We start from the raw sequence: 24165 nt of genomic DNA, 5'->3' as shown, positions 1-24165 counted from the left end.
TTTTAGTCTGCGGAGGCAGACTTCGTTTCTGTAGTAGCGATTTCAATCGCCGAGTAACCAATTCCTCCTAGCCTAAAATCGCATCGCCGGATAAACTTTGATAAAGCAGCGCCCCCGTCCAAAATGTCGGTGCAAAGCCGGGATAGCCCGAAGAGGCGTTGCAGAAATAGAAATTGTTGAGGGATGTTTCATGATTTAGTCGATCGACTCCCATGTTGCGCGGCGTCAGGGTGGAACCGTAGGAATTACCGTTTGGACACCAACAGAAGCGCTCGTTAGTCGTCGGACTTCCGGTAATATGAAAGACCATGTGTTTGCGGAAATTCGGAACATAGTGTTTTTCCACAACATCTAAAATCGAGTCCAGAATCTCTTGTTTCTTCTGTCTGTAAGCTTTGCGATCTGTCTCCCAAAGTTGTTTAAAATAGCTGTAATTAGCAACAGTCAGAAATTCGACAATTTGACAATCTTCTGGACAATCCCGCCGCGCTTCCGTCAGTAAAGTTGGCGTTGTAATTGCAAAGCTCGGACGAGAAAAATCATTTCGATCGTACATTTGAGCAAAGGCTTCATTCAGATCCAAGTGCTCAGAATGAAACGTATTCCACTTGCCAAATCCATAGTCTCGGAGATCAATATCTTTGACAACGCAGTACACCATGTAGTTAGATGCAGAATACTCATAGTTGAGTTTCCGCCGCACTGTTTTAGAGAACAGTTCCTCTCCAATCATTTTGGCTGCTCTTTTCGGGTCAAGGTTGCAAATCACCGTGTTGCCCGTGAATTCATGGGTTTGATGGGTGGTCAAATCCATCGCTTCAACACCAGTTACTGTTCTGTTTGTCACCCTAAAATTAGTGACTTCATGGTTTAGTAGAACTTTTCCCCCGTTGGATTCAATGACATTAACTAAAGAATTGATGACAGATTCAAAATGCTGCGTCGGGTAAAATGCACCTTCTTGATAGCCTCTAAACAAGGCAATCCAAGCATAGAAAGAAAGCTGATTTGGGGGCAGCAAAAAGTCAGGCCATTGCAGGGCTAATAGGGTTTGGGCGGCTTGCGGGAGTTGGAACTTGTCGAAAACGTCCTGAAGTGTACTATTGAGATGTTGGACGGCACAGAATACGTCACCGAAGTTTTTGAGCAATTCAATTGGTTTGACGGGAGGAGCGAGTTTTCTTAGTCCTTCGCCGGTTTTCTCGACTTCGTTGACGAATTTGCGAATTCTCTCGCCCGCTTCGGGAAACAGGGCCGACAATCGGCGGATCAGTTCCTCTGGTTCGGAGGGAATATCCAGCTCATACCCCGGCATTCTCATGTGGTCGTAGCCATTCGGATCGTACCGTTCAAAGGTGACATCTCGATCGAGACCGAGTTTTTTGAGAACTCGATTGACTGTATGTCCTTCGCCGCAGTCCCAAACGTAGTGGAATTGGGCATTAAAGGTGTATTTTTTGGCCATCGTAAAGGTGTGACCAAAGCCTCCGGGGTGCTCGTGAGCTTCGAGGATGTGTACGGTTTTGCCGGAGTTTGCCATCAAAGCTCCGAAAACCAGTGCTGATAAACCACTGCCGACGATGAGGTAATCTGTTTTCATGGTAAATTTCCTCGATCGATTGAATCGGGCGATCGTTGTCTATTTAAACTAACTCTCAATTCTGAGAAAATTGTGAAGTCCAGCAACAATTTTTTGAGGCGCGCTGGTTTAAGAATGGTATTAAAGTCTGATGGCGGTTGCTGTTAAGTTTTATTAAGCTGTTGTGGATGGAACTTATAGCAGCGGAGGCGGACTGGAAAACCCGCCCCACAAGGGAAGAAACCGAATTTCTACCTTTCTACTTAGTCTTTCGGTATAGAGTCGCCTACCTAATTAGGACTATGTTAATTTGAGCGAGATGCTTATTTGTGGGGCAAAATCACATCAAAAAAAGCATCCTCCAAATCATAACCAAACATCTGCGACATCGCCATCAACTTCGATTTACTGGGAATTCCCTGCTCATTCAACCAATCAGTCAACACAAAAATTTTGTTCATCAAAAACATTTCCAAAGCTTCAGGATTGTACTGAATACCTTGGGTGCGGTGGAACTGGTGCGGCACCAACATCGCGGCATAGCGCGCCAATTCTCCCGCTTTCCAATCCAGCAAAAATGGCAGCCAAGGATAACAAGCATCCAAGCGAATAAACCACAGCCGCACTTCGGGAATTTCCGAAATTTCTCGCGGATCTAACTCTTCGCGCGGATACTCAATTTCAAATTGTAGCTGTTGTTCGTTTTGGGCGATCGCTCCTTCGGCCAGCCACTTTTCAATCACACTCCGCACCGGAGACAAATCTAAACTGTTTATGCGATCGGCATCTATCGATATCATAATACTCATAAAAAGTCAACCCATTTTAATTTTTAGATTAATCCCACAGATGAATCCGGGAGGCGAGTACCCAATTGCTTGATTGTCAACTGTCTACCATTTAGTTATCATACCACCACCTATAAATATTTTAGCTCACTAATGACTACGAAATAATGACTAATGACTAATGACTAATTACCCATTTTTCCCAAACTTGCTATCTTGCAAAGAATTACCAATCCCCTGGATAATTCCCCGCCCAATCAAACCAATTCCTCGCCCTATAACCTGAGTCAAAACATAAACAACGCCAGCACCCAACAACGAAATAACCGCGCGAACTCTAGGTGCGATCGCATCCCTGGTTTCCAGCACCAAAGTTAAGGCTAACTGCCAGCCAGAAAGCTGTACTAACTCCAGATTTCTTGGAGCATAAATAGAAATTTTTTTAATTCCAGAATCGCCCAAAATAAACAGCCAAAACCTGCTTTCAAAAATAGCTTTCGGTTCCACAAAATATCTATCCCAGCTATATCTCCACGACAACTCATTCCGAAACCGCTCAATTTCTCGCGTCGAAATCAACTTACCATCGTAAAAAATTTGCTTAATTTCTTCAATATTTGCCAAATTATTTAGTAGAGGCTGTACCACTCCGCTAGCAACTTGAATTGCCAAATTTTCCAACAAAGCTTCAGCTCGCTGCATTGCTGCCGGGCTGCCAGCAACACAAGAAATATTGTCAACAGTTAGAGGAACTTCAAATAGCAAATGTGCAAAAAAATCAACTGTCATCGGTATTTTGTCAAGGATTTGAGCTGCAACTACATCAGCATCTGCCAGCAGTATCGGCACAACTTCTACGCCGCTACCTGCCAAGAGATAAGCAGCGCTTCCCTCTTGACTTTCTCCCAGTTTCAAGCTTGTTTGACTCCCATCAAAAACCAGATTTTCTACCGTTGGCAGTGTATAGTATCTGCCAAAAAAATCTATGATTGTCGCCTCCCACAAATCCCGTAAAATAGCAGGCATTTTTTGCGACAATTGAGTTTGCTGCACTTGCGAAAAGCGCAATTCTTCCAGCAAATCCTTTAACTTATGCAGGATGGAAGTCATCAATTCACGCTTTTTGGTCGATCGCAAAATATCGATTTCCAAAGGCAAGCCAGTCAAATTCACCAAATCAAACTGCAATTTAGCTGCCGCCGAGTCAAACAAGCTACCTTGCCAATTAGTTGCAACCACCAAAGATTCAGCCGAAACTTGGGAATTCGCTAATTGCGATTGAGAATTATTTAACAAATTCTCGCCTCTCATTTCCTCTTTCTGCCTTCGGTCTTCTATCCTCTGCTTTATGCCTTCTGCCTTCTGCCTTCTGCCTTCTGCCTTCTCCCCTTTTCCTTCCAATAAGAACTGACTGACAATCCAGCGAGCTGCCAGCAATTCTCTGCGGCGCCCGCTGAGAACAACCCCATCTAAAATAGAGGGCAAATCTGTCGGATTTGCCGCTTTAATCTCTTGCAAATCAGCTTGAACAACCGCCAAAGTTGCATCTATTTCCCGTAGTCCAGACTGACAAAAATAAGCCAGCATTTTTTTGTGTACTGGCGTATCAACTGTCGAATTATCTGCATTGTTATCGGCAATTACTGCGGAGTTTTCTACTGTTTGAACCACCGCTGCATTTAGTTCTATTTCCGAGTTCGTTGTCGCATCCGTCGCCCAATAAGTGCGACCAGATGCCACCGCGCGAATAGCTTCGATTGTCAAGGAAATATCTCTACCTTTAGGACAATAGCCATTCGCACCCGTCGCCTGTACCTGAGCCAACAGCTCTGGTGTGAGCGGCCCGCCTAGCAGCAACAGGGGGAGGTTGGGGTACAAACTTTTGAGTTCGCGACAAAAGGCCAGCGCCTCTGTTTGGCCCGATCGCAAATTTAAAGTCTCAACAGCCAAAATTACCAAATCTGTGGGCTTCTTGGCTGCTACCGAGTCGATCGAGCGAGATTCGAGAACCCGCAAAGCCTCGGTTGCGGTTGAAATCTCTGCAACAACTTGCAAGTCTGGATACTGCTCGCAAGCAACTCGCAGCCCCAGCCGGAAAATGGGGTCGCCCTCGATCGTCAGCACTTGGAAATTACTCACTTGATTTTAGATTTGAGATTTTAGAGAGCGATCGTGCGAAAACCCAATTACTCCGGGAGCAAATTAGCATCAGGAGGCCCAGCCGATTCAGGAATCGAGGGCGGCGCGGGTTCCGGAGCCGGAGCCGGAGGAGCAGGTTCCGGAGCCGGAGCCGGGGCCTCTTCTCTCGCGGGCGGATAGTAAGGTTCCGGCTCTGGCGCGGGCGGATAGTAAGGTTCCGGTTCCGGCTCTCTAGCAGGCGGATAGTAAGCTTCCGGAGCCGGGGCCTCTTCTCTAGCAGGCGGATAGTAAGGTTCCGGAGCCGGGGCCTCTTCTCTCGCAGGCGGATAGTAAGGCTCTGGTTCTGGCGCGTACTCCTCCTGTCGCGGAGCTGGCGCGTACTCCTCCTGTCGCGGAGCTGGCGCATACTCGCGAGCGGGTTCCGGCGCGTACTCGCGAGCGGGTTCCGGCGGCGGCGCACTGTTGGCTCTGAGTTCAGCACTCCAGCGCCCGATCGCACCTGCTGCCTCTGAATACAGCGCCCTACCGTAACCGATTTGGGAAGCCGTATCGATCGCCGCTCCTAGACTGCCTTGAGATGCCAATGCCGAAGCTCGATCAAGAATCGGTCTATCTTGAGCAACTTGCAGTTCACTCACCCACTGATAGACATTATCCTGAGCTTTCGCGTACAAAGTCCTACCGCTCTTAATTGCCGAAGCTTTTTCAATAGCAGCACTAAGTTTTCCTTGCTTCGCCAGGGCGATCGCTTCATCCAAAAAAGGCTGATCTTGAATAACTTCTATACGTTTCGTCCACTGAGCCAAGAGAGTTTGCGCTTCTATCCTGCGGGGGCGGTTTTGAGCAACCAGGGCTAACTGAGCCATACCGCCCTTGAGTCCTTCAACCGTCTGCGGTTCTGCCAACTGCTTCGCCAAAGTCAGAAAAGATTGGTCTTCGATCCGCTGAATTTCCCGACGCCAAGCAGCCACCAAAGTTTGAGCGTGAACGCGCCGTGGCTGCTTAAGTCCAATGGTTTGCGCTTGCTCGATCGCGAGTCCAAACGTTCCTATCTGACCGACACTAGCGATCGTACTCGCCACTTGCAGCCGCAGCAAATCTTGAAACTGCACCTGCAAATTTTCAATTTGAACTTGAGCTTGCTTGTACAGAGGGCGACCTGGAGCTATTTTGCTAGCAGCCCCCTGCCCTTCAAGCAAGCTAAAAATGTGTTGTGGCAGCGGAGTTGATATCGACTGGTTCCACGTCACTGCCTGAGCTCTACCCAACTGCATCAAATCTTGAGCTTCCGCAAACAGTAGCGAATCCTGTGGCACAACAGAAGCAGCCTCGATCGCCCCCGGCAGGTCTTTCGCCCCCAACCGCTTAGTAGCCATTGCCAGCAAAGTCCGGCTCCAGCCCTCAATTTCCTTCTCAGCTTTAGCGCGGGCAAAAAGCTGCGAGTCTATTTTGCGAGCCAGGACGATCGCCTCAGCGAACTTTTGCGGAGTCTCGTCCTTCGCCAAATCTCTAGCCTCTTCCAAGCGCTGCCAGCCGTTTCTTTCCAAAGAAATCTGCTGGATCAGCTCGTTGTACCGCTTTTGACTCCAGAAAACATTTTCCAGCTTGAACAAAGCTTGAGCATAATCCCAAGCCTTCCTTAAATCCTCACTTTTCAAAGCTGCTAGGGCTGTATCGTAGAGTTTTTGGCCCTCCTGCCAATTTTTTTCCCAAGCAGTCACAGCCTCCTGTACCTCTGGGTAAGACGGACTGGTTTTCGGAATTTTCGCCACAATCTCCAGAGCGCCTTTCAAATCGCCCCTCTCAATTTTTGCCCTGGCAAATCCCAGAATGGCTTTCGACCATTCCCCTATCAAATGTTGACCTTGCGAGTATAGCGGATGTTCTTTCGGCCAAGCCTGCACCAGTGCCATTGCCGATTCTAGCTGTTCTAGCTTGCCCGACTTAGCGGCTTGCTGAGCGCAGTAAAGTCGCTCTCCGTCCGCCGCCAGCGGCGACAGTTGCTGGCAATTGGGCGGCGGCGGCATCGTCAGTAACCACAGAAATGCAGCGGCCCCCGTTACTCCAAATCCCACCAGGAGACTCAGCCAGATTAGCTGCCACTGCCAAAAAGTTCTTTTCCCCTCGGTCGGCAGCGCCGTTACTGAGGAACTCGCATCGCCTGTCGCCTCTGCACTGAACTGTGCCGTCGGTTTGAGGGATGGGTTGTATTGCGGTGGTGTGTGGAATTGGTCAGATTGTCGTCTCGCCATTACTTCAGCTTGTCCTGTAATGCGCACTCTTCACGTGACACTCCCACATCAAATCATAGATTGTGATGTCGGCTTCTGACTCCTGTTAAGGAGATCGAGAACTTCCTTCAAGGTACTGGCAATCTTTCCCTCTACGGCGTTTTATAGTGAGGTTTGTGTCTGGCCCCACTGGTTGCTTCCGAGTATTTTAGGCTCCCGAAGCACGTAAATCATACCAGTTATCTAACAGTTATTGACAGATCCCGGGGCCGTTTAGCAGAAAAAACAGTATAAAGCCCCGTCAGTCGAGCAATTTTAGATTTTAGATTTTAGATTTTAGATTTTAGATTTGACTCCACAGATGGATTGGGGGAGCGATTAAACTAAGGTCTAATATTAAATCCGGGTCAGAAATTCCATTATCAGACTCAGCGGTTGAAACCGCAACTACACTAAATTTCGTCTCCTCCAAGCCGATTAAAAATAAAGGGGCATTACAGCCGGATTTGGTCTACACTTTTAGGTGTACCGGGTAGAAATGATTTTTTGGTTTAGTCGTAAATTTTATTCCCGATCGCCCAACTTGTCGATCGAGTTTCATTTTTCTGTTTTCATTTTTTTTCGACTGTACCAAATTCCGGCTGGCGACGGCAAAAAAACCGATCGAACCCAGCTAAATACTTAAATCATTTTATACCACCGATCCACCCAGTACAAATATCAGTTTTGCTTCCAACAGCCGCTGCTTTATCCGTTACGAAGCCTTTGGCGTATCGCTGACACTCGATGCTTCCGTGGCGGACTCGGCAGAGCGATATCCGTAGAAATCTATCCGGTAGTCTACAATTCTGACACCAGTTTGCTGTTGGATTTGTTCGATCAATTCGATCGGCAATTCCACATGAACGTCGAGAATCTGAGCCGTATCAAGACAATTGACGTGAGAGTGAGAGTCGCTGACATTGCCGTACAAGCGTCCCTCCGAACGTTCTATGCACTCAATAATCCCTGCTCTCGACAAAGCTTCTAGATTTTGATAAACAGAAGTATGCCCGATCGAATGCGCTTGTTTGTTGAGGCGATCGTAAATTTCGCGAGCCGAGAGGTGTTCTTTTGCCTCCCACAAAAGTTCTAGAATAAATCGACGCTGGCGGCTCAAGCGCATTCCCATCGCCTGACAGCGGTTTAAAGCATCTTCTAATGAACTAATTGGTTTCACAGCTACCGCCTTATAAAGCCTGCTCGATTTTTAATTCTGGTACAATATTGCACGCCTACATATCCACTAATTCTAACGCAGGCTTGCCCAACAGTAGAAGGTAGAGGGCAAAAATCTCGAATGAGTGAATTTTTTCGAGTTGCTGCTCAACGAGCGGCTGCCAGCACCCCCAGAAAATTATCCGCCTCACAAATATTGCTTTGATTCTATCTTCTACTGCCACACCTCCTAGTTCGAGGATTTGATGGCGTTAACCAGTAACTTGGCGATTTCCGAGAGTTGCTTTTTGTTGAAAGTTTTGAGCAAAAGCTTGACTACCGCCTTCGGTTCGGCCGGAAGTGCGACTTGCTTCGACGCTGCGGCTGGGGCGGCTGGGGCGGCTGGGGCGGCTGGGGCGACTGGGGCGGCTGGTTTTGGGCTTGCTGCCAAAAGTAGCAAATTTTTACTCGGAACGATCGTCTTGACTTTCCCCACTTGTACTAAATCGCCAGCTTCCTTGAGTTCTTTGATAATCAACGGAGCTAAGACTTTATAAGAGTTTTTGGGATTAACGATCGCAGATCTAGCTGTTTTTACTAAATTTTGCCAAGTCTCTACTTTACCTCCCAATTTATAGAGGCGAACGCACACAGCCGTCAACTCAGAGCGACTAGCAGCCGATTCTTTCTGCTTGAACACCTGCAACATTTCTTTGAGTAAAGTCATCACTTCAACAGCAAAATTTGGCGGCACAGCGCCCGCTGTTGAAGCAGCGGGGATACCAGACCCAGCAGCAACCGCCTGCACTTTCCCTGACGCCAATTTATCGAGGTGAGTTTCGAGTTGAGCAAAAACAGGCATCACCTGCTGCACGAGTTTTTCTCCCTCTTCATTCCTCAAGCCGAAAGGCCCCTCCAGTCGCCCCAGCAAGTCCTTAAGCGTATCAACTCCCTTTAAAAATAGGGATTCTGCCGTTTGGTCAACCTGCTTGACGGGCCCGTCCTTGAGCACCTTAAAACAATCTTCCAAACGGTGAGCGGTTGTTTTAATACTATCTAAGCCAAGCATAGCCGCCCCTCCTTTCACGGAATGGGCGGCTCGAAACATCTCTTGGACGCTTTCGGGGTCTTTCATTGTGGACTTTAAATCCACTAAACCATTTTCTAGAGTATCGAGGTGCTCCTTAGCCTCCTCTATAAACAAACGCATTATTCGGTCTTGCTGATCTGACACGACAGTCCTCCTAACAATCTGTGCACCCTCCAGAAAGCACCCTCTTCGCGGGAGAAAACACGACTCCTGCCAAAAGTCGGAAGCTCCCATGCAAAACATTCTAGCCTGCCTCAGCTAGCAGACTCAAAATACTCGTATCAGGGCAATCTTAGCTCTCAAACTGGTGCGGTGGAGATTGAGGCTAGAGTTCTGAGGGAGTATCTGGAGCGACTTCAATACCCATTCCTTGTTTCATCATCTGCTGATTCGTAATCAAGTCGCTTAACTCCTTGACTTCGACGCCGATGTCTTGGCAAGCCTTTTTCAGTTCCCGCTCGAAGGTGTTGAGGTCGCCTCCGTAGCCGCAAAGCTTCGCGGCTGTGGCGATTCCTTGTTGGGCGTTAGCTTTGGCGCAGTCGATCAATTCAATGCCTTTGAGGGGTTGGGAGGATGCCATAATTTCAAGCCACAATTTATATTTTCTCCCACTGTACCTAGAACGTTGAGGTCGATCGATCTATCGAAAGGCATGAAAAATCCTGCCTGTGCTAAGTGTTGCCAATTCATAGCTATTTGTATGGGATTTCCCGACCAGATAGCAGTAGTTGCGATTTTCTAACCCCCATATTCCCAGCAAAAACAAGGTTTTTGCGTAAGTCCTCATATTTATTGACAAAACGAAGTCATAACGAGTATGATTTAGCTATAAGTAAAAAAGAGAGCCGCCATGAGGATAGAAGAAATTCCCCTCAACCAGATTCGCCGCCCCCTGCCGCGAGTCAACGACCAAACCAAAGTCGCCGCCCTCATGGAATCGATCCGCGAGGTAGGTTTAAACGAACCCATCGACGTGCTAGAAGTAGATGGTCAGTATTACGGATTTTCCGGCTGCCACCGGTACGAAGCTTGCCAGCGTCTCGGTTTAGAAACTATCCGCTGTAATGTACGCCGAGCTCCCCGTGCGGTGTTGCAGATGCACCTAGCCTGAGCCTCTCAAGAGAAATTCACCACGCAGGCAAACATTCAATCGCCCAAACCTTTCTAAGATATTCGATCGACAATCACTAATAACAAGCTAAAAACCTATGACTACCAACAATCACAAACAACATCTTTACCCCACCCGGATCGATATGTCAGCCGCCACCCGCTCTCAAGTAGTGGGGTTGCTCAACGCCACGCTGGCAACGACTCTGGACTTAAAAACTCAAGTCAAGCAAGCTCACTGGAACGTCAAAGGCATGGACTTCTACCAGTTGCACTTGCTATTTGACGAAATGGCAACAGAACTCGAAGAATACATCGATTTGGTTGCCGAACGGGTCACAGCTTTGGGCGGTTTGGCTGTAGGAACAGCCCGCACAGCCGCCGCAGATTCCATCCTGCCAGAGTTTCCTTTCGACATTTTAGATGGGAAAGAATACGTGACGGCTTTAGCCGATCGCTACGCACCCTACGCCCAACACCTGCGAGTCGCCATAGATAAAGCAGGCGAACTCGGCGATGCCGATACAGCGGATCTGTACACCGAAATTTCGCGGACAATTGACAAGCGTTTGTGGTTCCTAGAAGCGCATTTGCAAGGTTCTGCGACAACTGCAACAGCCGCCGCCGAAAAAGTTGCCGTCAAATAGCCACAAAAACAGTTGTGGGGTGGGTGTCCGAGCCCGCCCCACAGATGTATTTCCTTAAGGCTCGTGACAGTTTACGATCGAGAATATGTCCATTTATTAATTTGGATGAGTTTTTCGTGACTGCCAATATTCCAGATTATGCTCCTCAAATGCAACGCCTGATGGAACAGGCGGGGCTTTCGAGCGATCGAGAACTCAGCCAAAAAGCAGGAGTTTCCGAGATCCAGCTAAGTCGCCTGCGTCGCGGTTTAGCTTTGCAAACCAGAGCCGACATCCTGCTCAAAATTAGTCAAGCTTTGCAAATTTCCTTAACCGAACTGCTGGCAACCTTGACCCCAAACTATGTAGAGTTAGAACCGGCACCACCGACAGCCCTAGAACAAGAATATCAGCGCCTGCAAGCTTCGATCGAACAGCAGCGAGAATCTTTGATGCAGGAATTCCAGCTATCTAGCGTGCAAATTTTAGAATCTTGGATGTTGCAGTGGCCGACTGCTGCGAGCAAAGCTCAGGAAAATCACAACTTGCGGGCTCAGAAACTACTGCCCTTGCTGCGGCCTGTCGAGCAGTTATTGGAGCATTGGGGAGTGGAGTCGATCGCCCCAGTCGGAGCCCAGATTCCCTACAACCCCCAACAGCACCAGCTCATGGAAGGAACAGCCGAACCCGGAGAACCCGTCAAAGTCCGCTACACAGGGTACAGACAAGGCGACAAACTGCTCTACCGCGCCAAAGTTAGCCGAGTTTAATTAATACCAGAAGGCCTTGGGCAGAACCAAGATTGTCCCTATCTCAAAATTCACTCCCGGCGAAGCGCTGCGACTGAGATCGGCGTTACGATCCGCGACGAGGAGCATCTTTTGCACTCAAAACTATTCTCCCGCTTTCAGGCTTTGGCGCTTTCCCCCTCTCTTATTTGGATCGGAGTCCATCTCGCAGCTATACTAGCCTAGTCTGGCTAGAAATTCTGACATTCCCACCGCAAAATATGAGTCCTGTAGTTAAAATTATTCAGCCCTCTGGCATTTTAGACGGCACCAAGGCAAGTCAATTCCGCCAAGAGATTAGCGACCTAGTGGAAGCGGGAGCCGATGTGGTATTGATAGACTTCACTGATGTGACATTTATGGATAGTTCTGGTTTGGGCGCTTTAGTCTTGGCGCTCAAAACAGTCCGGGCCGCTGGGAGTCAATTAGTTGTCTGTTCTATCAACGAGCAAATCCGCATCTTATTTGAACTCACCAGCATGGATCGAGTTTTCGAGATATTTCAGACCCGCGATGCTTTTAATAGCAAAATTCTCTCAACTAACTAAATCTTTGGGCTGCTGCCTTTTTGCTATTTGGTCACAGATGCACTGCAAGAAGTCAGCTAGCCAAAGTTTACCTTGAGTAAAGACCAATCATCATCAAAAACTGCTTTAGCGTTCAACTTTTGAATGTAGTTCAAAACCAGCTCTAACTGGTCGGCACTTGCACCGTTGTAAGCTGCTAACAGGTCTACGAAAGGGTCAAGCCCCCAGATATTGCCGTCAGGTTGGTGGATCTCGTATACCCCGTCGCTAAAGATGTAGAGAGTGCTCAAATCCTCTACATCGCAGCAATTATCGACATAGGGGGCGTCAGGGAACATCCCGACCGGCATTCCGGGGGTTTTTAATCGCTGGATTTTAGCGGTGCTCGCAGGGGACTGGGAAATCAACACGGCTGGTGGATGGCCGGCGCTGGCATAAACTAGCTGGCGAGAAATGCGGTTGTAAACGCCATACCAGATGGTGAAATACTTGTCGTTTTGGTAGCTCATCTGGAAGGTGGTGTTCAGGGCGCGCAAAACGTCGCTGGGTTTGTAATAGTCTATGTTGGGGAGCGTGCGCGATCGCAGCAAATTCAGCACCGCCACAGAAGGCAGCGCCGCCCGCAAACCGTGACCGGCTACGTCGAGCAAGTAAATCGCCAAATAATCGGCATCTAGCCAGTTGTAGTCGAAGCAATCTCCACCCAACTGCCGGGAGGGAATGAATTTTGCCTCAATGCTGAAAGGTTCCGTCATCGGATCTGGCAGCAACGATTGCACGTACTCGGCGGCCTCGGCTAACTCTGCTTCCAGACTTTGCTTGGCTATTTTCAAATCTCGGCTGAGTTGGTGCAGCCGCAATCCGGCGCGTACTCTCGCCTGTAATTCGTTGAGTTCAATCGGCTTCGAGATAAAATCGTCTGCACCGGCGTCGAGGCCTTTGACTCGATCGGCGATCGAACCCAAAGAAGTCAACAAAAAGAATTGTGTAGTTGACAGATCCGGATCTGCCTTAACTCGACGACACACATCGATGCCGGTCAAGCGCGGCATGATCCAATCGCAAATTATCAGGGCCGGACGCAATTTTTGCGCCTGGGCTACACCGTCTTCGCCATTGCTTGCTACTGTTACTTCGTAACCCTGTTTTTTCAGGGTTCTTCTCAGCAGTTCTTGAACAGCCGTATCATCGTCAATAACCAGAATTTGAAACATGGGCACTTAGGTACTACAAGTTTTTCAAGGTCTGGGGGTCATTTAAAATATATCCTGTCAGCGCCCTTGTCTGAGATTGAGTATAGTTGATTGACATCGCTTTCGAGGTAATTGCTTTTGAGGACAGGTCGTTGAGTCCAATTTACGTTAAAATTTGATAGAAATTTGGCGCGATCGAACTTCACTCAGTTTATACTCAGAATATAAATTTTTATAGACTTTTATTTGCCACAGGCGCTCGTTGACATGAAAATGCTATTTATGGTATAGTGCCTAACCGATTAGTGGATTAGACATTGATCCAGGGCCCACCAAAGCTAGTATCCTCAAACTACCATTCAATTTTGCCGCCGTTATACTTGGTCTCGTTGTATTTTATCTGCTTGTATTGTGTCTCGTTGTATTTTGCCCACCGGGCGATGAAGAACTTCTGTGGTGAGCGTGATTGAATTAAAAGGTTCCGAAAAGTTGCCGATGCTAAAAAAAGCGGATCTTCAAGTCAATACAGGTCTGAATGGATTAAGCTGGGTTTTGTCGTGGTTTGCACAATTGTACGACTCGCGAATTCCTACAAGTGTGTGGATAAGGTGTCAGTTGGCTTTGGCTGAGGGCTTTACGAATGCGGTGCGTCACGCCCACAAGGGCAAACCAGCGGATTTGCCTGTTGACATTCAGGTGGCTGTGTTCGCTGACTCTTTAGAGATTAAAATTTGGGACTCGGGCGATCCGTTTGATTTAGAGAAAAAAATCAAAGATATTGCGGAAAAAGTCGATATTCACTCTCCAGGCGGGCGGGGCCTAAAATTAATCAAAGACATCGCAGACAGTATTAGTTACAAGAGAATGGCTGATGGACGGAACTGTTTGTCGATGGTCAAAAATTATACTCCTGTCTCAAGGCCGAACAATGAAGATGATATTTTGGAAGTGGTAGAGGAAATTTCTGATTAATGGGTTGATCGGATTTTAAAGGCGCGACAGAGGATTAAGCCACAGCAGAATTGTCCGTTTTAATTCATTTAATTCTCGATACACTTCTTGTTTGACCCACTGCCCGATCGCGTCGAAAGGTGTAAAAATTTGACCCACAGGCCAGCTAACATCTTGCCCCAAGGGCGTTTGGTGGTTGCCTGCTAGAGTCTGAACGGTAATCATGTCGGGAAATCGTGCTTTTAGCAGTTTGGTCAAAAGCAGGGTTTGGTCGATGTTGTCGCCGTTAAATTTGACTAAAAGATTGCGCCGAATTTGATAGCTATCTTGGACGAGGCGATTAGTCTCTTGCGGGGAAGGGGTAAACTCGACGTTAAAGACAGGGGAAATTTGCTCGACGATCGGGATTGCTTCGGATGCCGCATAATTGTTGAAAGAAATCAGAATATTGCCTGCCCTTTCTATGTCAAACACCGAACCAATCAGGAGGTGGAGTTTGCATCCCATGCTGTGTCCCATACCGTAAATGGGGAGATAGGAAGATTTGAGCAATTTAGTGGCGCGCAGGCGATCGAGGGCATTTTCAAATTTGTTGAGGACATCGCGGGCGATCGCAATATGATCCAAAGTATTGACAAACGGCGTTGCTACTACAACATATCCTTGATTCCCCAAAGCTTCTAACAGCCAGCGATAGGTGAGTTGCGGTGCTGTCGCCACAAATGCACCGCCGAGAAAATGTACGATCGCGATCGGTCTTGACGGAATTAATACCCAGTTGCCAGAAATTTCTTGCCAGTCCATAAATTCAATCTAATTCCAAATAAAAAGGCGAGCGTCCTGTGAAGGTAAAAGGCAGAATGTTTTATAAATTTTTGCTTTTATTTTTTGCATCAAAAAGGGGTTTGCTACCCATTTTTTAATTCCAAAAACTTTCCTTTTTACTTATACATTATTTATTCTAACTGTTGTGATGGCAAATAGCACGGCTGGCGATCGCTGCTATTAGTGCCTTGTATAGGCTTGAAGCTAGTGGCAGAATAAATCAAGACTGACATCCGATCTCGCAAAAATTTTTATATTGTCTGCCACTGCACGGCTGCAAGCCGCTGTAGCTGGTATTGCGGGTAATTGACCCGACAGAATATTCGCAGTCAAATACGGATCAAGACCCCAACATCGCGTATTAATCAGCCCCTAGGCGATCGGCTTTGATTTGGCTTTATTGGCAGCACCTAATTTCTTGACTAAACCCGCATATAGCAGTTCTCAATCTTGGTGAGGTATACCCTATGCTTTATGCTCTATGCTCTATGCCCCCTTATCAAGCGTGCACCTCATGTTACTGAGAAAGGCTATACAACTATAACATCCTTTAGGATCAACCCCCGATTTCAGACGATCGCTGGGAGTTTAATTCTGCACAATGACCAATACCTTCTGCCGTTTGATGACTCAACTTTTCGTGAGTTTTCATCCATTTCCACTTGTGCACAGTAGCTTGAGGATTGAGCACTGTGGTAGCCACGCCGTAAACAATAGTCGGCAAAACCTCCCGATTTAACCAACTTTGTCCCACCTTTCTCATGTAGTGCAGTGCCAAAACTTCTCGAAATTTGTTAAGCCTTTGCAAAAGCGGCAAATTCTTAAAACATAACTCTTCGTACTCCTGGAGTGATAACTCTTTTTCTCCCCGCAAGCGCCGCAGTTGGTTTTCCTTGACACAATCAGAAGCTATGCGCTTCTTCAGCCAGTGTTTATCTGTGAGAGAGTTCCCTCTAATTCGATAATTTCCCAAAGGTTCTGTCGCCGCTAGCAAGCCATACTTTTGAGCAAGTTTAGTAAATAACTCTGTATCTTCTCCTACCTGCCAATCTTCTGCAAAGCCACCTTCTTGGAGTAGAATAGAGCGATAGACTACAACAGAAGACGGGAAAACCCACGGACTTTCGCCTGTCTCCTTAATCGCCTGCATTTCTGCTTTAGTTGTAGGATAGGTGGGAATGTAACTCAACTTGTTGCCGCGCTTGTCTAAATATCGCAAAGCGTGAGCCACAGCTTTGACTTCGGGATTGTCTGCGAGCATCTTTAAACAAACTTCTAACTTATTGGGTTCCCAGGTATCGTCGCTGTCGATAAACGCTACATACTCGCCTGTGGCGCGATATATCATTAAATTTCTCGACTTAGAAACCCCGTAATTTTGAGGATTCCTGAAGTATTGAATTCTCGAATCTTGCTCGACCAGCTTAGCAGCAACTTTGTCAGTAGTGTCAGTAGAGCAGTCATCAACAATTAAAACTTCTAAATTTTTGTGGGTACCATTGAGTACGGAGGCAACTGTCTCGGCCAGAGTGTCGCCAGCATTGAATGCAGGAATGATTACGCTGATTTTTTGGCTATTCATAACTTGCATTAAGGTGTGGTTTGGTAGTTGTTCGCCGAAGTATAGTATCGAAGCCTACACTCTGACTCATTTACGTGCAAGTACCTGTAGTCAGAAAAGTTGCCTACATACTGCCAATATAACAGGTTTACCAACGTGAGTGTTATCTACCATAAGGAGGGGACAGCCCTTAGCAGGCGGAGTGCAGACTATTAATTGGCGGGCAATTTTTCAGACACAAAGGCGACGGCTGCGATGGATTGAGGGTTTTGTCCGGGGACTGGAGCTGTCCTAAATTCGATCGCATTTTTTTGCTTTAATAGGACTTACCAAGAAAAACCCGACCTCACCCAAAATTATTGGTTTGATAACTATATAGCTACTAAAAAATTGCAGTTATGACTCAGTTCGATTCCGGTTAATCGCTAATCATAATTTTTTTATTGCGCCAAAACTGGGAAGGAGGAATTTGAAATTTTCCTCCAAACCTAATTACAATTATTTGATAAATTTCTATATCAAGAGTCAGTAAAACATGGTTTACTGATTAACCGAAAGTCGAAAAAATTCCCAAAAAAAGCTATAACTAAGTCTGTTCCAGCAATCGTAAATCATTTGTGAATTTCTTACTGCCTCCCTTGGTAAAGTTGGGGTGGGGTAAAAAAATACGACTCATTTGGAATTACTCTATGTGTTGCCTTACCCTAGCCATCACCTAAAATACTGATTGTTTTGCTGTTGCTTAATCAGCCTAGGGAACAAAAATAATTGGAAAATTCAGAAGCTTTGTGAACCAGGGTTTATATGATTGGCATCTTTAGTTTTTCCTACCTTAAATCAGCCACACCCTTTTTCTGAGTTTATCAGCTTTTTTGAAATCGGTATTCTATCAAAAAAACTGCTTTTGCAAACTTGTTTAATTATTAAATTGCCACCGTCTGTCCCTGATTTGTCTCTTCCTCTTGTACCCCGATCGCCTCCCAGGGTCAAATCGTTTTCCCGTCTGCCATAACAGGTAATTTATCTGCGATTGAACTTAGTACCGCTAGGTTTTAGGGAAGATGCTCCTAAAAGTATACTATAAAAAATCCTCGCCTCACGCGTAAAAAATGTTGCCAAATTTCTTGAGCAAAGTGCGAATTTATACTTCTTGCCTAACTGTCTTGGTGTTGGGTAGCTGCCAGCAACAGCTACAGCCAACCTTGCAGCAGCAGCGCAGCCAACAGGGGATGGCAGTTTCGGCTCACCCTCTGGCGAGCGCTGCAGGGCTGGCCCTGCTGCAACAGGGCGGCAATGCAGTGGATGCGGCGGCTGCTGCGGCTTTGGCGATTTCGGTGGTGGAGCCTTTTTCGGCGGGTATCGGTGGCGGGGGTTTTTTACTGCTGCGGCGGGCGGAAACGGGGACTGTGCAAGCGCTGGATTTCCGGGAACGAGCTCCGAAACGGGCGGCGCGGGATATGTACCTCGACAAGCAAGGCAAGGTGCGCCAAAGGGCAAGTCTGGACGGGCATTTGGCGGCGGGTATTCCGGGTACTGTTGCTGGACTTTATACGGTGCACCGCGAGTATGGTAAGTTGCCTTGGGCCCAGGTGGTGGCGCCAGCGATCGCCCTGGCTGAAAAAGGCTTTCCGGTAAGTTCGCGGTTTACGACGGCTACCGGGCGACGACAGGATGTGCTCAAAAAAAACCGGGCGGCGCTGGAGGTTTTTACTCGCGGTGGCATTTTATACCAGCCGGGTGAGCTTTTGGTACAGCGGGATTTGGCGCGGACTTTGCGGCAGATTGCGCAAAATCCGCAGAGTTTTTATACCGGGGACATTGCGCGGGCGATCGCCGCCGACATGGCTAAAAACGGCGGTATTATCACTCTGGAAGATTTGAAAAACTATACGCCGATTTGGCGGAATCCGGTTTGTGGCAACTTTCGCACTTATGAAATTTGCGCGATGTCGCCTCCTTCTTCCGGCGGCGTTCATTTGTTGCAAATCTTAAATATTCTGGGAGATACGGAGCTCAAGAGTTTGGGAAGGCAAAGTCCAGATACTTTGCACTTACTGGCGGAGAGCATGAGGATTGCTTATGCCGATCGGGCTGAGTATTTGGGCGACCCGGATTTTGTGAGTGTACCGGTCAAAGCTCTGACTAGCAGGAATTATGCCAAATTGAGACGATCGCAAATCCAAATGTCAAAAGCCCGACCCTCCAGCGAGGTAAAGGCTGTTGACACTGAAACTTTGAACCGTCTCCTGTGGGAGTCTCCGGAAACTACGCACCTTACGGTAGTTGACAAAGAGCGCAATGTAGTAAGCTTGACATTTACGGTGAATGGCGGTTTTGGGGCTGGAGTCGTGGCCGCGGGTACGGGAATTTTGCTCAACAACGAGATGGATGATTTTGCAGCGGCGCCGGGAGTGCCGAATTTGTTTGGTTTGGTGGGCGGGGAGGCAAATTCGATCGCCCCGGGCAAAACTCCTTTATCGAGCATGACGCCGGTCATCGTGACAGAAAATGGCAAATTTCGCCTCGCTGCAGGGGCTCCCGGAGGCAGCACGATTATTACCACGGTGTTGCAAATTGTACTGAACGTATTGGTTCACGACATGAATGTCGGCGATGCTGTGTCTGCACCTCGGATACACCACCAGTGGCAACCCGATCGGCTGAGGGTGGAACGGGGAGGTTTTGAGGCTGCAACGCTTTCGGAGTTGCGGCGGCGGGGACACCAGATTGTTGAAGGTGACGGCTGGGGCAATGCCAATGCGATCGTCCGGACTGCAGACGGTTGGTTGGAAGGGGCTGCCGATCGGCGTGGCGAAGGAGAAGCAAGGGGGTTTTAGTCAACAGTCAGTCGATTAGAGATTTTAGAGCGGGGCGAGACTTTGGCGACTCGACGATTTTAGATTTACTCCACAGATGAATCTGGAATGTTGAACTCGGATCAAAAATTTTGATCTCTCTACGACAGGAATCGGGGGCTCCTATGGTTTTTTTGGGCGAAGTCATCTTTCATAAGTCATTAGCTATTAGTCATTAGCTATTAGTCATTAGCTATTAGCCATTAGTCATTTTGGAGAGCGCCAACGGTATCAAAACCCGGTTTTTTGGGTCTCCAGTGCGTAACTCCTGAAATTATTAGTCTGTGTAAGTGTATTTTTGCATCCGTATTTTTGCGCTGAAGTTTAGAGGCTGAATAATTGCCAAGAACTACCCAAAAAATTAGCCCCAAAAAACGTATATACACTTATGTGTAAAGTTATTGTAAAGGCCCTAGACATTGATACTTATATAATGTAAAAATGAAGTTGGGCATTGGATCAGGTTTGTATCTTCCAGGAAAAATTTATGATAATTACTCACAAAATTGCTGGCTTAACAGCTACATTAACTACTGCTATGAGTTTGTTGGCAGCGCCAGCAATGGCATTTTCGGTAGGGGCAACTAATAACACTGAGACTTTAAAAAATAATTTATTGGGGACTAATACAGCCGGGTTGAGTAATTTCTCTGTTTCAATTACGGGTAATTCGGCTGCTTTTGGTACTTTCACTAATGACCCCTTCGGTTTGACATCAGGTGTTGTTCTGAGCACTGGTAAAGTCACCGATATACCGGGTCAGAATCGGAAAGATAACTTCACGACACAGGACAGCGATTTAAGCACGGATTTTGGTGCTAAGGGTGAACAAGGGGATCTGACTCAGCTAAACCTCAGCTTTTTTGCTAATAGTACGGTTGAAAAATTGTTCTTTCAATATGTATTTGCTTCTGAGGAGTTTCCTGAGTTCGGCGGTTCTAAATATAATGACGATTTTGAACTGCTGTTGAACGGCACTAATTTGGCAAAATTGAGCGACGGAAAAAGAGTTACGATTAATAATCTTGTTCCAGATCCATATAATCGCTCTAAAGATCACCCCGACTATATTAACAACCCAAGTTTGACAGGTATTGCTGCTAACATCGTTAAGCTGGACGGTTTTACTAAAGTTTTAGGTTTTGAGGGTTTGCTCAAGCAAAATCAGACGAATGTTCTCAGTATCCGCATTAAAGATGTGGGCGATGGCAAGTTAGATTCTGCTGTATTTATTCAAGGCGGTTCTGTGGGGACGGTTCAACCTGAACCGGTTCCCGAACCGATGACTGTGGGGGGTTTGATGGCGGGAGGCGCTATGCTGGCTGCTGGACGAAAGTTACGCAATCGCCGTGGCGGAAGTAATTAATAAGTAAGTAGGTCGGCGAAAAAAAACAAAACTATGTTAAGATACATAAAGAAAGGTATAGCTTTAGTGAGATAATTAATATATGGGCGCTCGATTAAGAGTATTTCTGACTCAAAAGCAAGACAAAACCCTATTTAATCTGAGAACGGCGAAAGTACCACAGAAAGTCAAAGATCGAGCAGAAGTAATCAGGTTAAACGCAAATGACTGGTATGTTGAGAAAATAGCTACTCACTTTAACTGGGCTTCACAAACAGTGAGAGCAGTCTTACATAAATGGGAAGAATTTGGTATAGAAAGCCTTTGGGAAAAACCAGGTAGAGGGGTAAAAGCCAAATGGAAAGAAGAAGATATAGAGTTTTTGTCAGAATGCTTAAAAAAAGAACCACGTACATATAACAGTTTTCAATTAGCTGATAAATTAGAAAAAGAGCGCTCTATTAAATTAAGTCCCGACCGACTAAGACGGGTACTAAAAAAAAGGGTATCCGCTCAATAAGTAGGGGTAGCAGAGGAAAAAAAGTAAGCAGAGTGCAGAAAGTGTCATAAAATAAGACACATGACGCCAAAGATTATTTCACCAGACAAGTCATCCTCCAATATACTGCAAACCATCGACCCCCCCAAGGATTGCAGACGAATCCATGCGTCATAAAGTAGAGCTCTTACTGAACCTCATTGAGCAATTACAATTAAAAGTCAAAGACTTAGAGTCAGAGAATCAACGGTTAAAAGATGAAAACAACCGATTGAAGGGAGAACAAGGAAAACCAGACATCAAAGCCAACTCCAAAGGGTTCAAAAGCCAGCACTCGTCAGAGAAAGAGCGAAAAACGCCAAAAAAGCATAGCAAACGCAGTAAGAACGCCACGATTAAAATAGCTCGAGAAGAAATACTAGAATATCCCACAGACCAACTGCCAGCAGATGCAGAATTTAAAGGATACGAACAAGTAATCATCCAAGATATCAGCTTGGCAACCGACAACATATTGTTCCGTAAACAGAAATATTACTCACCCTCACTCCGAAAAACTTATGTAGCAGAATTACCATGAGGCTACGAAGGAGAATTTGGACCAGGAATCAAAGCCTTAATCATCAGTTTGTACTATGGGGGCAATATGACGCAAGGCAAACTACTAGATTTTTTAGCCGATTTAGGTATTTCCATCTGGGCCGGTTATTTATCCAACCTGTTAATCAAAAACCACTCCGGTTTTGAAACCGAGAAACAAGAAGTTTATGATTCAGGACTAGCGAGTAGCCCTTGGCAACACTTTGACCAAACTGGCGCGCGTGTAGGTGGAGTCAACCATACCGCCAATATCATCTGCAACCCTTTATATACAGTCTACTTCACAACAGGGTAGTGCCCTGAAGGAAAGGATTAAGAGAATTAAACTGAATTCAAAGAAAGTAGGCGTTTAGAGTTGTAAATTAGCATTGTAATGATGCACAAAGCGCCAAATGGCAGCAATATGATTTTCTAATTTTTTAGAGAAGGCTAAGCTCTTTCTTACCAATCGAGACACTCGTTGTCGAATAGTACAGTTGAAGCGCTCGATATAGCTAGTAAAACCACTATCTTTGTCTACACTCCGATGACGTTTGCTGGGCAATACAGAATCATAAGCACTCCAATGGTCGGTATAAATTACTGCACACTGACGCTACACTGGTGGCATTGAATTCCATAAAGCTTGAGCCGATACTGCGCTACGCTCTCCAATATGTACACCAACAATTTCCCTAGTCTGGGCATCCAATGCCAGCCAGACCCACTGCTGATTTCCTTTACTATCAACGAATGACCATAACTCATCCATCTGTCGGGGCGACAAGTCGCCTATAACGCTGATAGAATAAGCCTCATAGCTCTTATGCCTTGTTGATAATTAGGTAGTTTATGTGGAGACAAAGACATTAATTCAACAACAACCTGCCAATTACTAAACATCGAATCGACCCATGATTCACCCCAGAGTCCAATATAAAAAGTGCTATGTCTAGCATATTTTCTGTGGCTTTCTGTTTTTCTGCCTAGATATTCTTGAACTTGCTTTGATTTAATATCTATCCCCAGGGCTATTTCATTCTAAACAACTCCTTAATTAGTTTAAGGCCAAATCCCGCCAGACGTTGGGCTTGAGCCATATTATCAAATCCATAATCGCGGTATATGTTGAGTGCAAAATTTCGAGCGGCTGCCCAAATTTGAACTAAAGGTTTTGTCCTTATACGAGAAGCATCTTCACCTTGAGTTACATCCCGCACATAATGAACCTTGTTTTCAACTCCCCAATAACCTCGAATCCGCTTGGCAAATTCTTCAGCCGTTTCAATCAGAGAAGAAACGTAAAAACGAATTTCAACACTTGATTCAATAATATTTGCTCGATGGACTTCGCGGTATGACTCAATACGAATCACGGTTTTAAGTCCCGGAAATTCAGGAATATTATCTAACTGGTTACTAATACTAACCGTGCGGTTTTCAACTCGACCATGACCAACATTGTTCGATTCATGAGTCTGAATAGCTTGAAAATTGGATTGGACTGCTTCAAGTAGACCCGATTGGTTGCCTTTGAGCGCCCCAATATAGTCATTCCCACTGTCTACGATGACTTGAGCAGTTTTTTTTTTGGTACTGATTGCATCAAAAGCGAACACTACACCCTTGAGGGCCAGATCTTTGATAAATGCGGGTAAGGCGGTGATTTCATTAGTTTTTGAATCAACTTCATAGGGGTCGAGAATCAGCCCTCGTTCTACGATGTAGGCACTTACTAACATAATAGCCGGATGAGAATCTACATTAGCGTCATCATTAATCGCTTCATAAGACCCTCGTAAAACTTTGCCGTCCACTGCAATAGTTTCGCTTTCTATTGGGTCAATCCCAAAAAAACTAGATAAACAGGATGAGTAGCGTTGTTGATCAATTCGTAGTAACGTTCGTCTTATCGTACTATAGGAGGGTAAGCGGTTTTTTTCAGGTTTGAACAATTCTAACAGTTCATCACGGTAGGCTTTTAACCAATCTCCAATCGCTATAAAACCCCGATTTCCTGCCGCAACGGCCAGGGTAAATAAGGCTAGACATTCGCTTTGTTGATGACGCATTCCTGCTCTACGACGGCAATCTTCAAGATCCTCAAATGCTTCAACAATTGTTATCTGGGACATTTTGACCTGAACCCTCAGTGAGATTAATCTGTTATTCTATCAGGCCTTACACTAGAATGAAATAGCCCTGTATCTATCCCTTGAATGATACTCTTTAAGTATGATAGCGATAGCAAAATTAATAATTTACTCAATCGGTCGCCCGTT

22 protein-coding genes and 1 pseudogene are annotated in these 24165 nt (G+C 46.3%); 10 read left to right on the top strand and 13 right to left on the bottom strand.

Annotated features, from left to right (window positions below; all coding sequences use genetic code 11):
* Positions 1 to 67: 67 nt before the first annotated feature.
* From QT979_RS19680 to QT979_RS19645, 8 genes are all read right to left on the bottom strand, one after another.
* Positions 68 to 1600, bottom strand: a complete 1533-nt coding sequence (locus tag QT979_RS19680; protein WP_333311450.1) for an NAD(P)/FAD-dependent oxidoreductase — start codon at positions 1598 to 1600, stop codon at positions 68 to 70.
* Between the two features lie 302 nt (positions 1601 to 1902).
* The gene (locus QT979_RS19675; RefSeq protein WP_333216626.1) at positions 1903 to 2388 is read right to left on the bottom strand and encodes a CRR6 family NdhI maturation factor; all 486 of its coding nucleotides are present in this window, start codon (positions 2386 to 2388) and stop codon (positions 1903 to 1905) included.
* A gap of 168 nt (positions 2389 to 2556) precedes the next feature.
* Positions 2557 to 4506: a DUF3685 domain-containing protein gene (locus QT979_RS19670; RefSeq protein WP_333311449.1), complete on the bottom strand. Its 1950-nt coding sequence runs from the start codon at positions 4504 to 4506 to the stop codon at positions 2557 to 2559.
* Between the two features lie 47 nt (positions 4507 to 4553).
* The gene (locus QT979_RS19665) at positions 4554 to 6758 is read right to left on the bottom strand and encodes a hypothetical protein (RefSeq protein ID WP_333216630.1); all 2205 of its coding nucleotides are present in this window, start codon (positions 6756 to 6758) and stop codon (positions 4554 to 4556) included.
* Between the two features lie 733 nt (positions 6759 to 7491).
* Positions 7492 to 7956 carry a Fur family transcriptional regulator gene (locus QT979_RS19660; protein WP_333216347.1) on the bottom strand — a complete coding sequence of 155 codons (465 nt, stop codon included), beginning with the start codon at positions 7954 to 7956 and terminating at the stop codon, positions 7492 to 7494.
* A gap of 55 nt (positions 7957 to 8011) precedes the next feature.
* The gene (locus QT979_RS19655; protein ID WP_333216345.1) at positions 8012 to 8179 is read right to left on the bottom strand and encodes a hypothetical protein; all 168 of its coding nucleotides are present in this window, start codon (positions 8177 to 8179) and stop codon (positions 8012 to 8014) included.
* Between the two features lie 5 nt (positions 8180 to 8184).
* Positions 8185 to 9267: an Hpt domain-containing protein gene (locus tag QT979_RS19650; protein ID WP_333216343.1), complete on the bottom strand. Its 1083-nt coding sequence runs from the start codon at positions 9265 to 9267 to the stop codon at positions 8185 to 8187.
* A gap of 82 nt (positions 9268 to 9349) precedes the next feature.
* Positions 9350 to 9604 (bottom strand): hypothetical protein, encoded by a 255-nt coding sequence (locus QT979_RS19645; RefSeq protein WP_333216341.1) that lies wholly within the window; start codon positions 9602 to 9604, stop codon positions 9350 to 9352.
* 270 nt (positions 9605 to 9874) lie between these two features.
* Here QT979_RS19645 and QT979_RS19640 point away from each other — a divergent pair, with 270 nt between their 5' ends.
* The 4 genes from QT979_RS19640 to QT979_RS19625 all read left to right on the top strand — a co-directional run bounded on the left by QT979_RS19640 (position 9875) and on the right by QT979_RS19625 (position 12096).
* A complete protein-coding gene (locus QT979_RS19640; protein WP_333076422.1) occupies positions 9875 to 10135 on the top strand; it encodes a sulfiredoxin in 261 nt (86 codons plus the stop codon).
* A gap of 97 nt (positions 10136 to 10232) precedes the next feature.
* Positions 10233 to 10781 (top strand): DNA starvation/stationary phase protection protein Dps, encoded by a 549-nt coding sequence (gene dps, locus QT979_RS19635; protein WP_333311448.1) that lies wholly within the window; start codon positions 10233 to 10235, stop codon positions 10779 to 10781.
* A gap of 44 nt (positions 10782 to 10825) precedes the next feature.
* A complete protein-coding gene (locus QT979_RS19630; RefSeq protein ID WP_333311447.1) occupies positions 10826 to 11530 on the top strand; it encodes a helix-turn-helix domain-containing protein in 705 nt (234 codons plus the stop codon).
* Positions 11531 to 11769: 239 nt separating this feature from the next.
* On the top strand, positions 11770 to 12096 hold the full coding sequence (locus QT979_RS19625; RefSeq protein ID WP_041623653.1) for an STAS domain-containing protein: 327 nt from the start codon (positions 11770 to 11772) through the stop codon (positions 12094 to 12096).
* 56 nt (positions 12097 to 12152) lie between these two features.
* Here QT979_RS19625 and QT979_RS19620 read toward each other — a convergent pair whose 3' ends face one another.
* Positions 12153 to 13289 carry a PP2C family protein-serine/threonine phosphatase gene (locus QT979_RS19620; RefSeq protein ID WP_006632014.1) on the bottom strand — a complete coding sequence of 379 codons (1137 nt, stop codon included), beginning with the start codon at positions 13287 to 13289 and terminating at the stop codon, positions 12153 to 12155.
* Between the two features lie 432 nt (positions 13290 to 13721).
* Between QT979_RS19620 and QT979_RS19615 the strand changes: the two genes are divergently transcribed.
* Positions 13722 to 14240 (top strand): ATP-binding protein, encoded by a 519-nt coding sequence (locus QT979_RS19615; RefSeq protein ID WP_333311446.1) that lies wholly within the window; start codon positions 13722 to 13724, stop codon positions 14238 to 14240.
* Positions 14241 to 14255: 15 nt separating this feature from the next.
* On the opposite strand, the gene QT979_RS19610 is transcribed toward QT979_RS19615, so the two are convergent.
* On the bottom strand, positions 14256 to 15023 hold the full coding sequence (locus tag QT979_RS19610; RefSeq protein ID WP_333216331.1) for a DUF1350 family protein: 768 nt from the start codon (positions 15021 to 15023) through the stop codon (positions 14256 to 14258).
* A 577-nt stretch (positions 15024 to 15600) separates the two neighbouring features.
* A complete protein-coding gene (locus tag QT979_RS19605; RefSeq protein WP_333311445.1) occupies positions 15601 to 16626 on the bottom strand; it encodes a glycosyltransferase family 2 protein in 1026 nt (341 codons plus the stop codon).
* Positions 16627 to 17714: 1088 nt separating this feature from the next.
* Here QT979_RS19605 and ggt point away from each other — a divergent pair.
* The 5 genes from ggt to QT979_RS19580 all read left to right on the top strand — a co-directional run bounded on the left by ggt (position 17715) and on the right by QT979_RS19580 (position 22199).
* Positions 17715 to 19442 (top strand): gamma-glutamyltransferase, encoded by a 1728-nt coding sequence (gene ggt / locus QT979_RS19600; protein WP_333311444.1) that lies wholly within the window; start codon positions 17715 to 17717, stop codon positions 19440 to 19442.
* A gap of 505 nt (positions 19443 to 19947) precedes the next feature.
* Positions 19948 to 20826: a choice-of-anchor L family PEP-CTERM protein gene (locus tag QT979_RS19595; protein ID WP_333216325.1), complete on the top strand. Its 879-nt coding sequence runs from the start codon at positions 19948 to 19950 to the stop codon at positions 20824 to 20826.
* Between the two features lie 82 nt (positions 20827 to 20908).
* On the top strand, positions 20909 to 21325 hold the full coding sequence (locus tag QT979_RS19590) for a helix-turn-helix domain-containing protein (RefSeq protein ID WP_333311443.1): 417 nt from the start codon (positions 20909 to 20911) through the stop codon (positions 21323 to 21325).
* A gap of 145 nt (positions 21326 to 21470) precedes the next feature.
* Positions 21471 to 21884 carry a hypothetical protein gene (locus QT979_RS19585; RefSeq protein WP_333311442.1) on the top strand — a complete coding sequence of 138 codons (414 nt, stop codon included), beginning with the start codon at positions 21471 to 21473 and terminating at the stop codon, positions 21882 to 21884.
* A gap of 66 nt (positions 21885 to 21950) precedes the next feature.
* The gene (locus QT979_RS19580) at positions 21951 to 22199 is read left to right on the top strand and encodes a hypothetical protein (protein ID WP_333311441.1); all 249 of its coding nucleotides are present in this window, start codon (positions 21951 to 21953) and stop codon (positions 22197 to 22199) included.
* A 54-nt stretch (positions 22200 to 22253) separates the two neighbouring features.
* Here the strand turns inward: QT979_RS19580 and QT979_RS19575 are convergent.
* A pseudogene (locus QT979_RS19575) lies at positions 22254 to 22658 on the bottom strand (IS1 family transposase); the annotation flags it as partial.
* A gap of 256 nt (positions 22659 to 22914) precedes the next feature.
* Positions 22915 to 24018, bottom strand: coding sequence for an ISAs1 family transposase (locus QT979_RS19570; protein WP_333311440.1), 1104 nt, complete (start codon positions 24016 to 24018; stop codon positions 22915 to 22917).
* Positions 24019 to 24165 lie beyond the last annotated feature (147 nt).

The organism is Microcoleus sp. w2-18bC1 (assembly GCF_036700365.1).
In the GTDB taxonomy this organism is placed as follows: Bacteria; Cyanobacteriota; Cyanobacteriia; order Cyanobacteriales; family Microcoleaceae; genus Microcoleus.
This window is presented reverse-complemented; position numbering and strand designations above follow the sequence as displayed.

What these genes read in the sequence shown, in the direction of transcription:
- QT979_RS19680 (WP_333311450.1), bottom strand. Translation starts at nt 1,600, where the DNA reads ATGAAAACAGATTACCTCATCGTCGGCAGTGGTTTATCAGCACTGGTT.
- QT979_RS19675 (WP_333216626.1), bottom strand. Translation starts at nt 2,388, where the DNA reads ATGAGTATTATGATATCGATAGATGCCGATCGCATAAACAGTTTAGAT.
- QT979_RS19665 (WP_333216630.1), bottom strand. Translation starts at nt 6,758, where the DNA reads ATGGCGAGACGACAATCTGACCAATTCCACACACCACCGCAATACAAC.
- QT979_RS19650 (WP_333216343.1), bottom strand. Translation starts at nt 9,267, where the DNA reads ATGTTTTGCATGGGAGCTTCCGACTTTTGGCAGGAGTCGTGTTTTCTC.
- QT979_RS19645 (WP_333216341.1), bottom strand. Translation starts at nt 9,604, where the DNA reads ATGGCATCCTCCCAACCCCTCAAAGGCATTGAATTGATCGACTGCGCC.
- QT979_RS19640 (WP_333076422.1), top strand. Translation starts at nt 9,875, where the DNA reads ATGAGGATAGAAGAAATTCCCCTCAACCAGATTCGCCGCCCCCTGCCG.
- dps (WP_333311448.1), top strand. Translation starts at nt 10,233, where the DNA reads ATGACTACCAACAATCACAAACAACATCTTTACCCCACCCGGATCGAT.
- QT979_RS19630 (WP_333311447.1), top strand. Translation starts at nt 10,826, where the DNA reads ATGTATTTCCTTAAGGCTCGTGACAGTTTACGATCGAGAATATGTCCA.
- QT979_RS19625 (WP_041623653.1), top strand. Translation starts at nt 11,770, where the DNA reads ATGAGTCCTGTAGTTAAAATTATTCAGCCCTCTGGCATTTTAGACGGC.
- QT979_RS19620 (WP_006632014.1), bottom strand. Translation starts at nt 13,289, where the DNA reads ATGTTTCAAATTCTGGTTATTGACGATGATACGGCTGTTCAAGAACTG.
- QT979_RS19610 (WP_333216331.1), bottom strand. Translation starts at nt 15,023, where the DNA reads ATGGACTGGCAAGAAATTTCTGGCAACTGGGTATTAATTCCGTCAAGA.
- QT979_RS19605 (WP_333311445.1), bottom strand. Translation starts at nt 16,626, where the DNA reads ATGAATAGCCAAAAAATCAGCGTAATCATTCCTGCATTCAATGCTGGC.
- ggt (WP_333311444.1), top strand. Translation starts at nt 17,715, where the DNA reads ATGTTGCCAAATTTCTTGAGCAAAGTGCGAATTTATACTTCTTGCCTA.
- QT979_RS19595 (WP_333216325.1), top strand. Translation starts at nt 19,948, where the DNA reads ATGATAATTACTCACAAAATTGCTGGCTTAACAGCTACATTAACTACT.
- QT979_RS19590 (WP_333311443.1), top strand. Translation starts at nt 20,909, where the DNA reads ATGGGCGCTCGATTAAGAGTATTTCTGACTCAAAAGCAAGACAAAACC.
- QT979_RS19585 (WP_333311442.1), top strand. Translation starts at nt 21,471, where the DNA reads ATGCGTCATAAAGTAGAGCTCTTACTGAACCTCATTGAGCAATTACAA.
- QT979_RS19580 (WP_333311441.1), top strand. Translation starts at nt 21,951, where the DNA reads ATGACGCAAGGCAAACTACTAGATTTTTTAGCCGATTTAGGTATTTCC.
- QT979_RS19570 (WP_333311440.1), bottom strand. Translation starts at nt 24,018, where the DNA reads ATGTCCCAGATAACAATTGTTGAAGCATTTGAGGATCTTGAAGATTGC.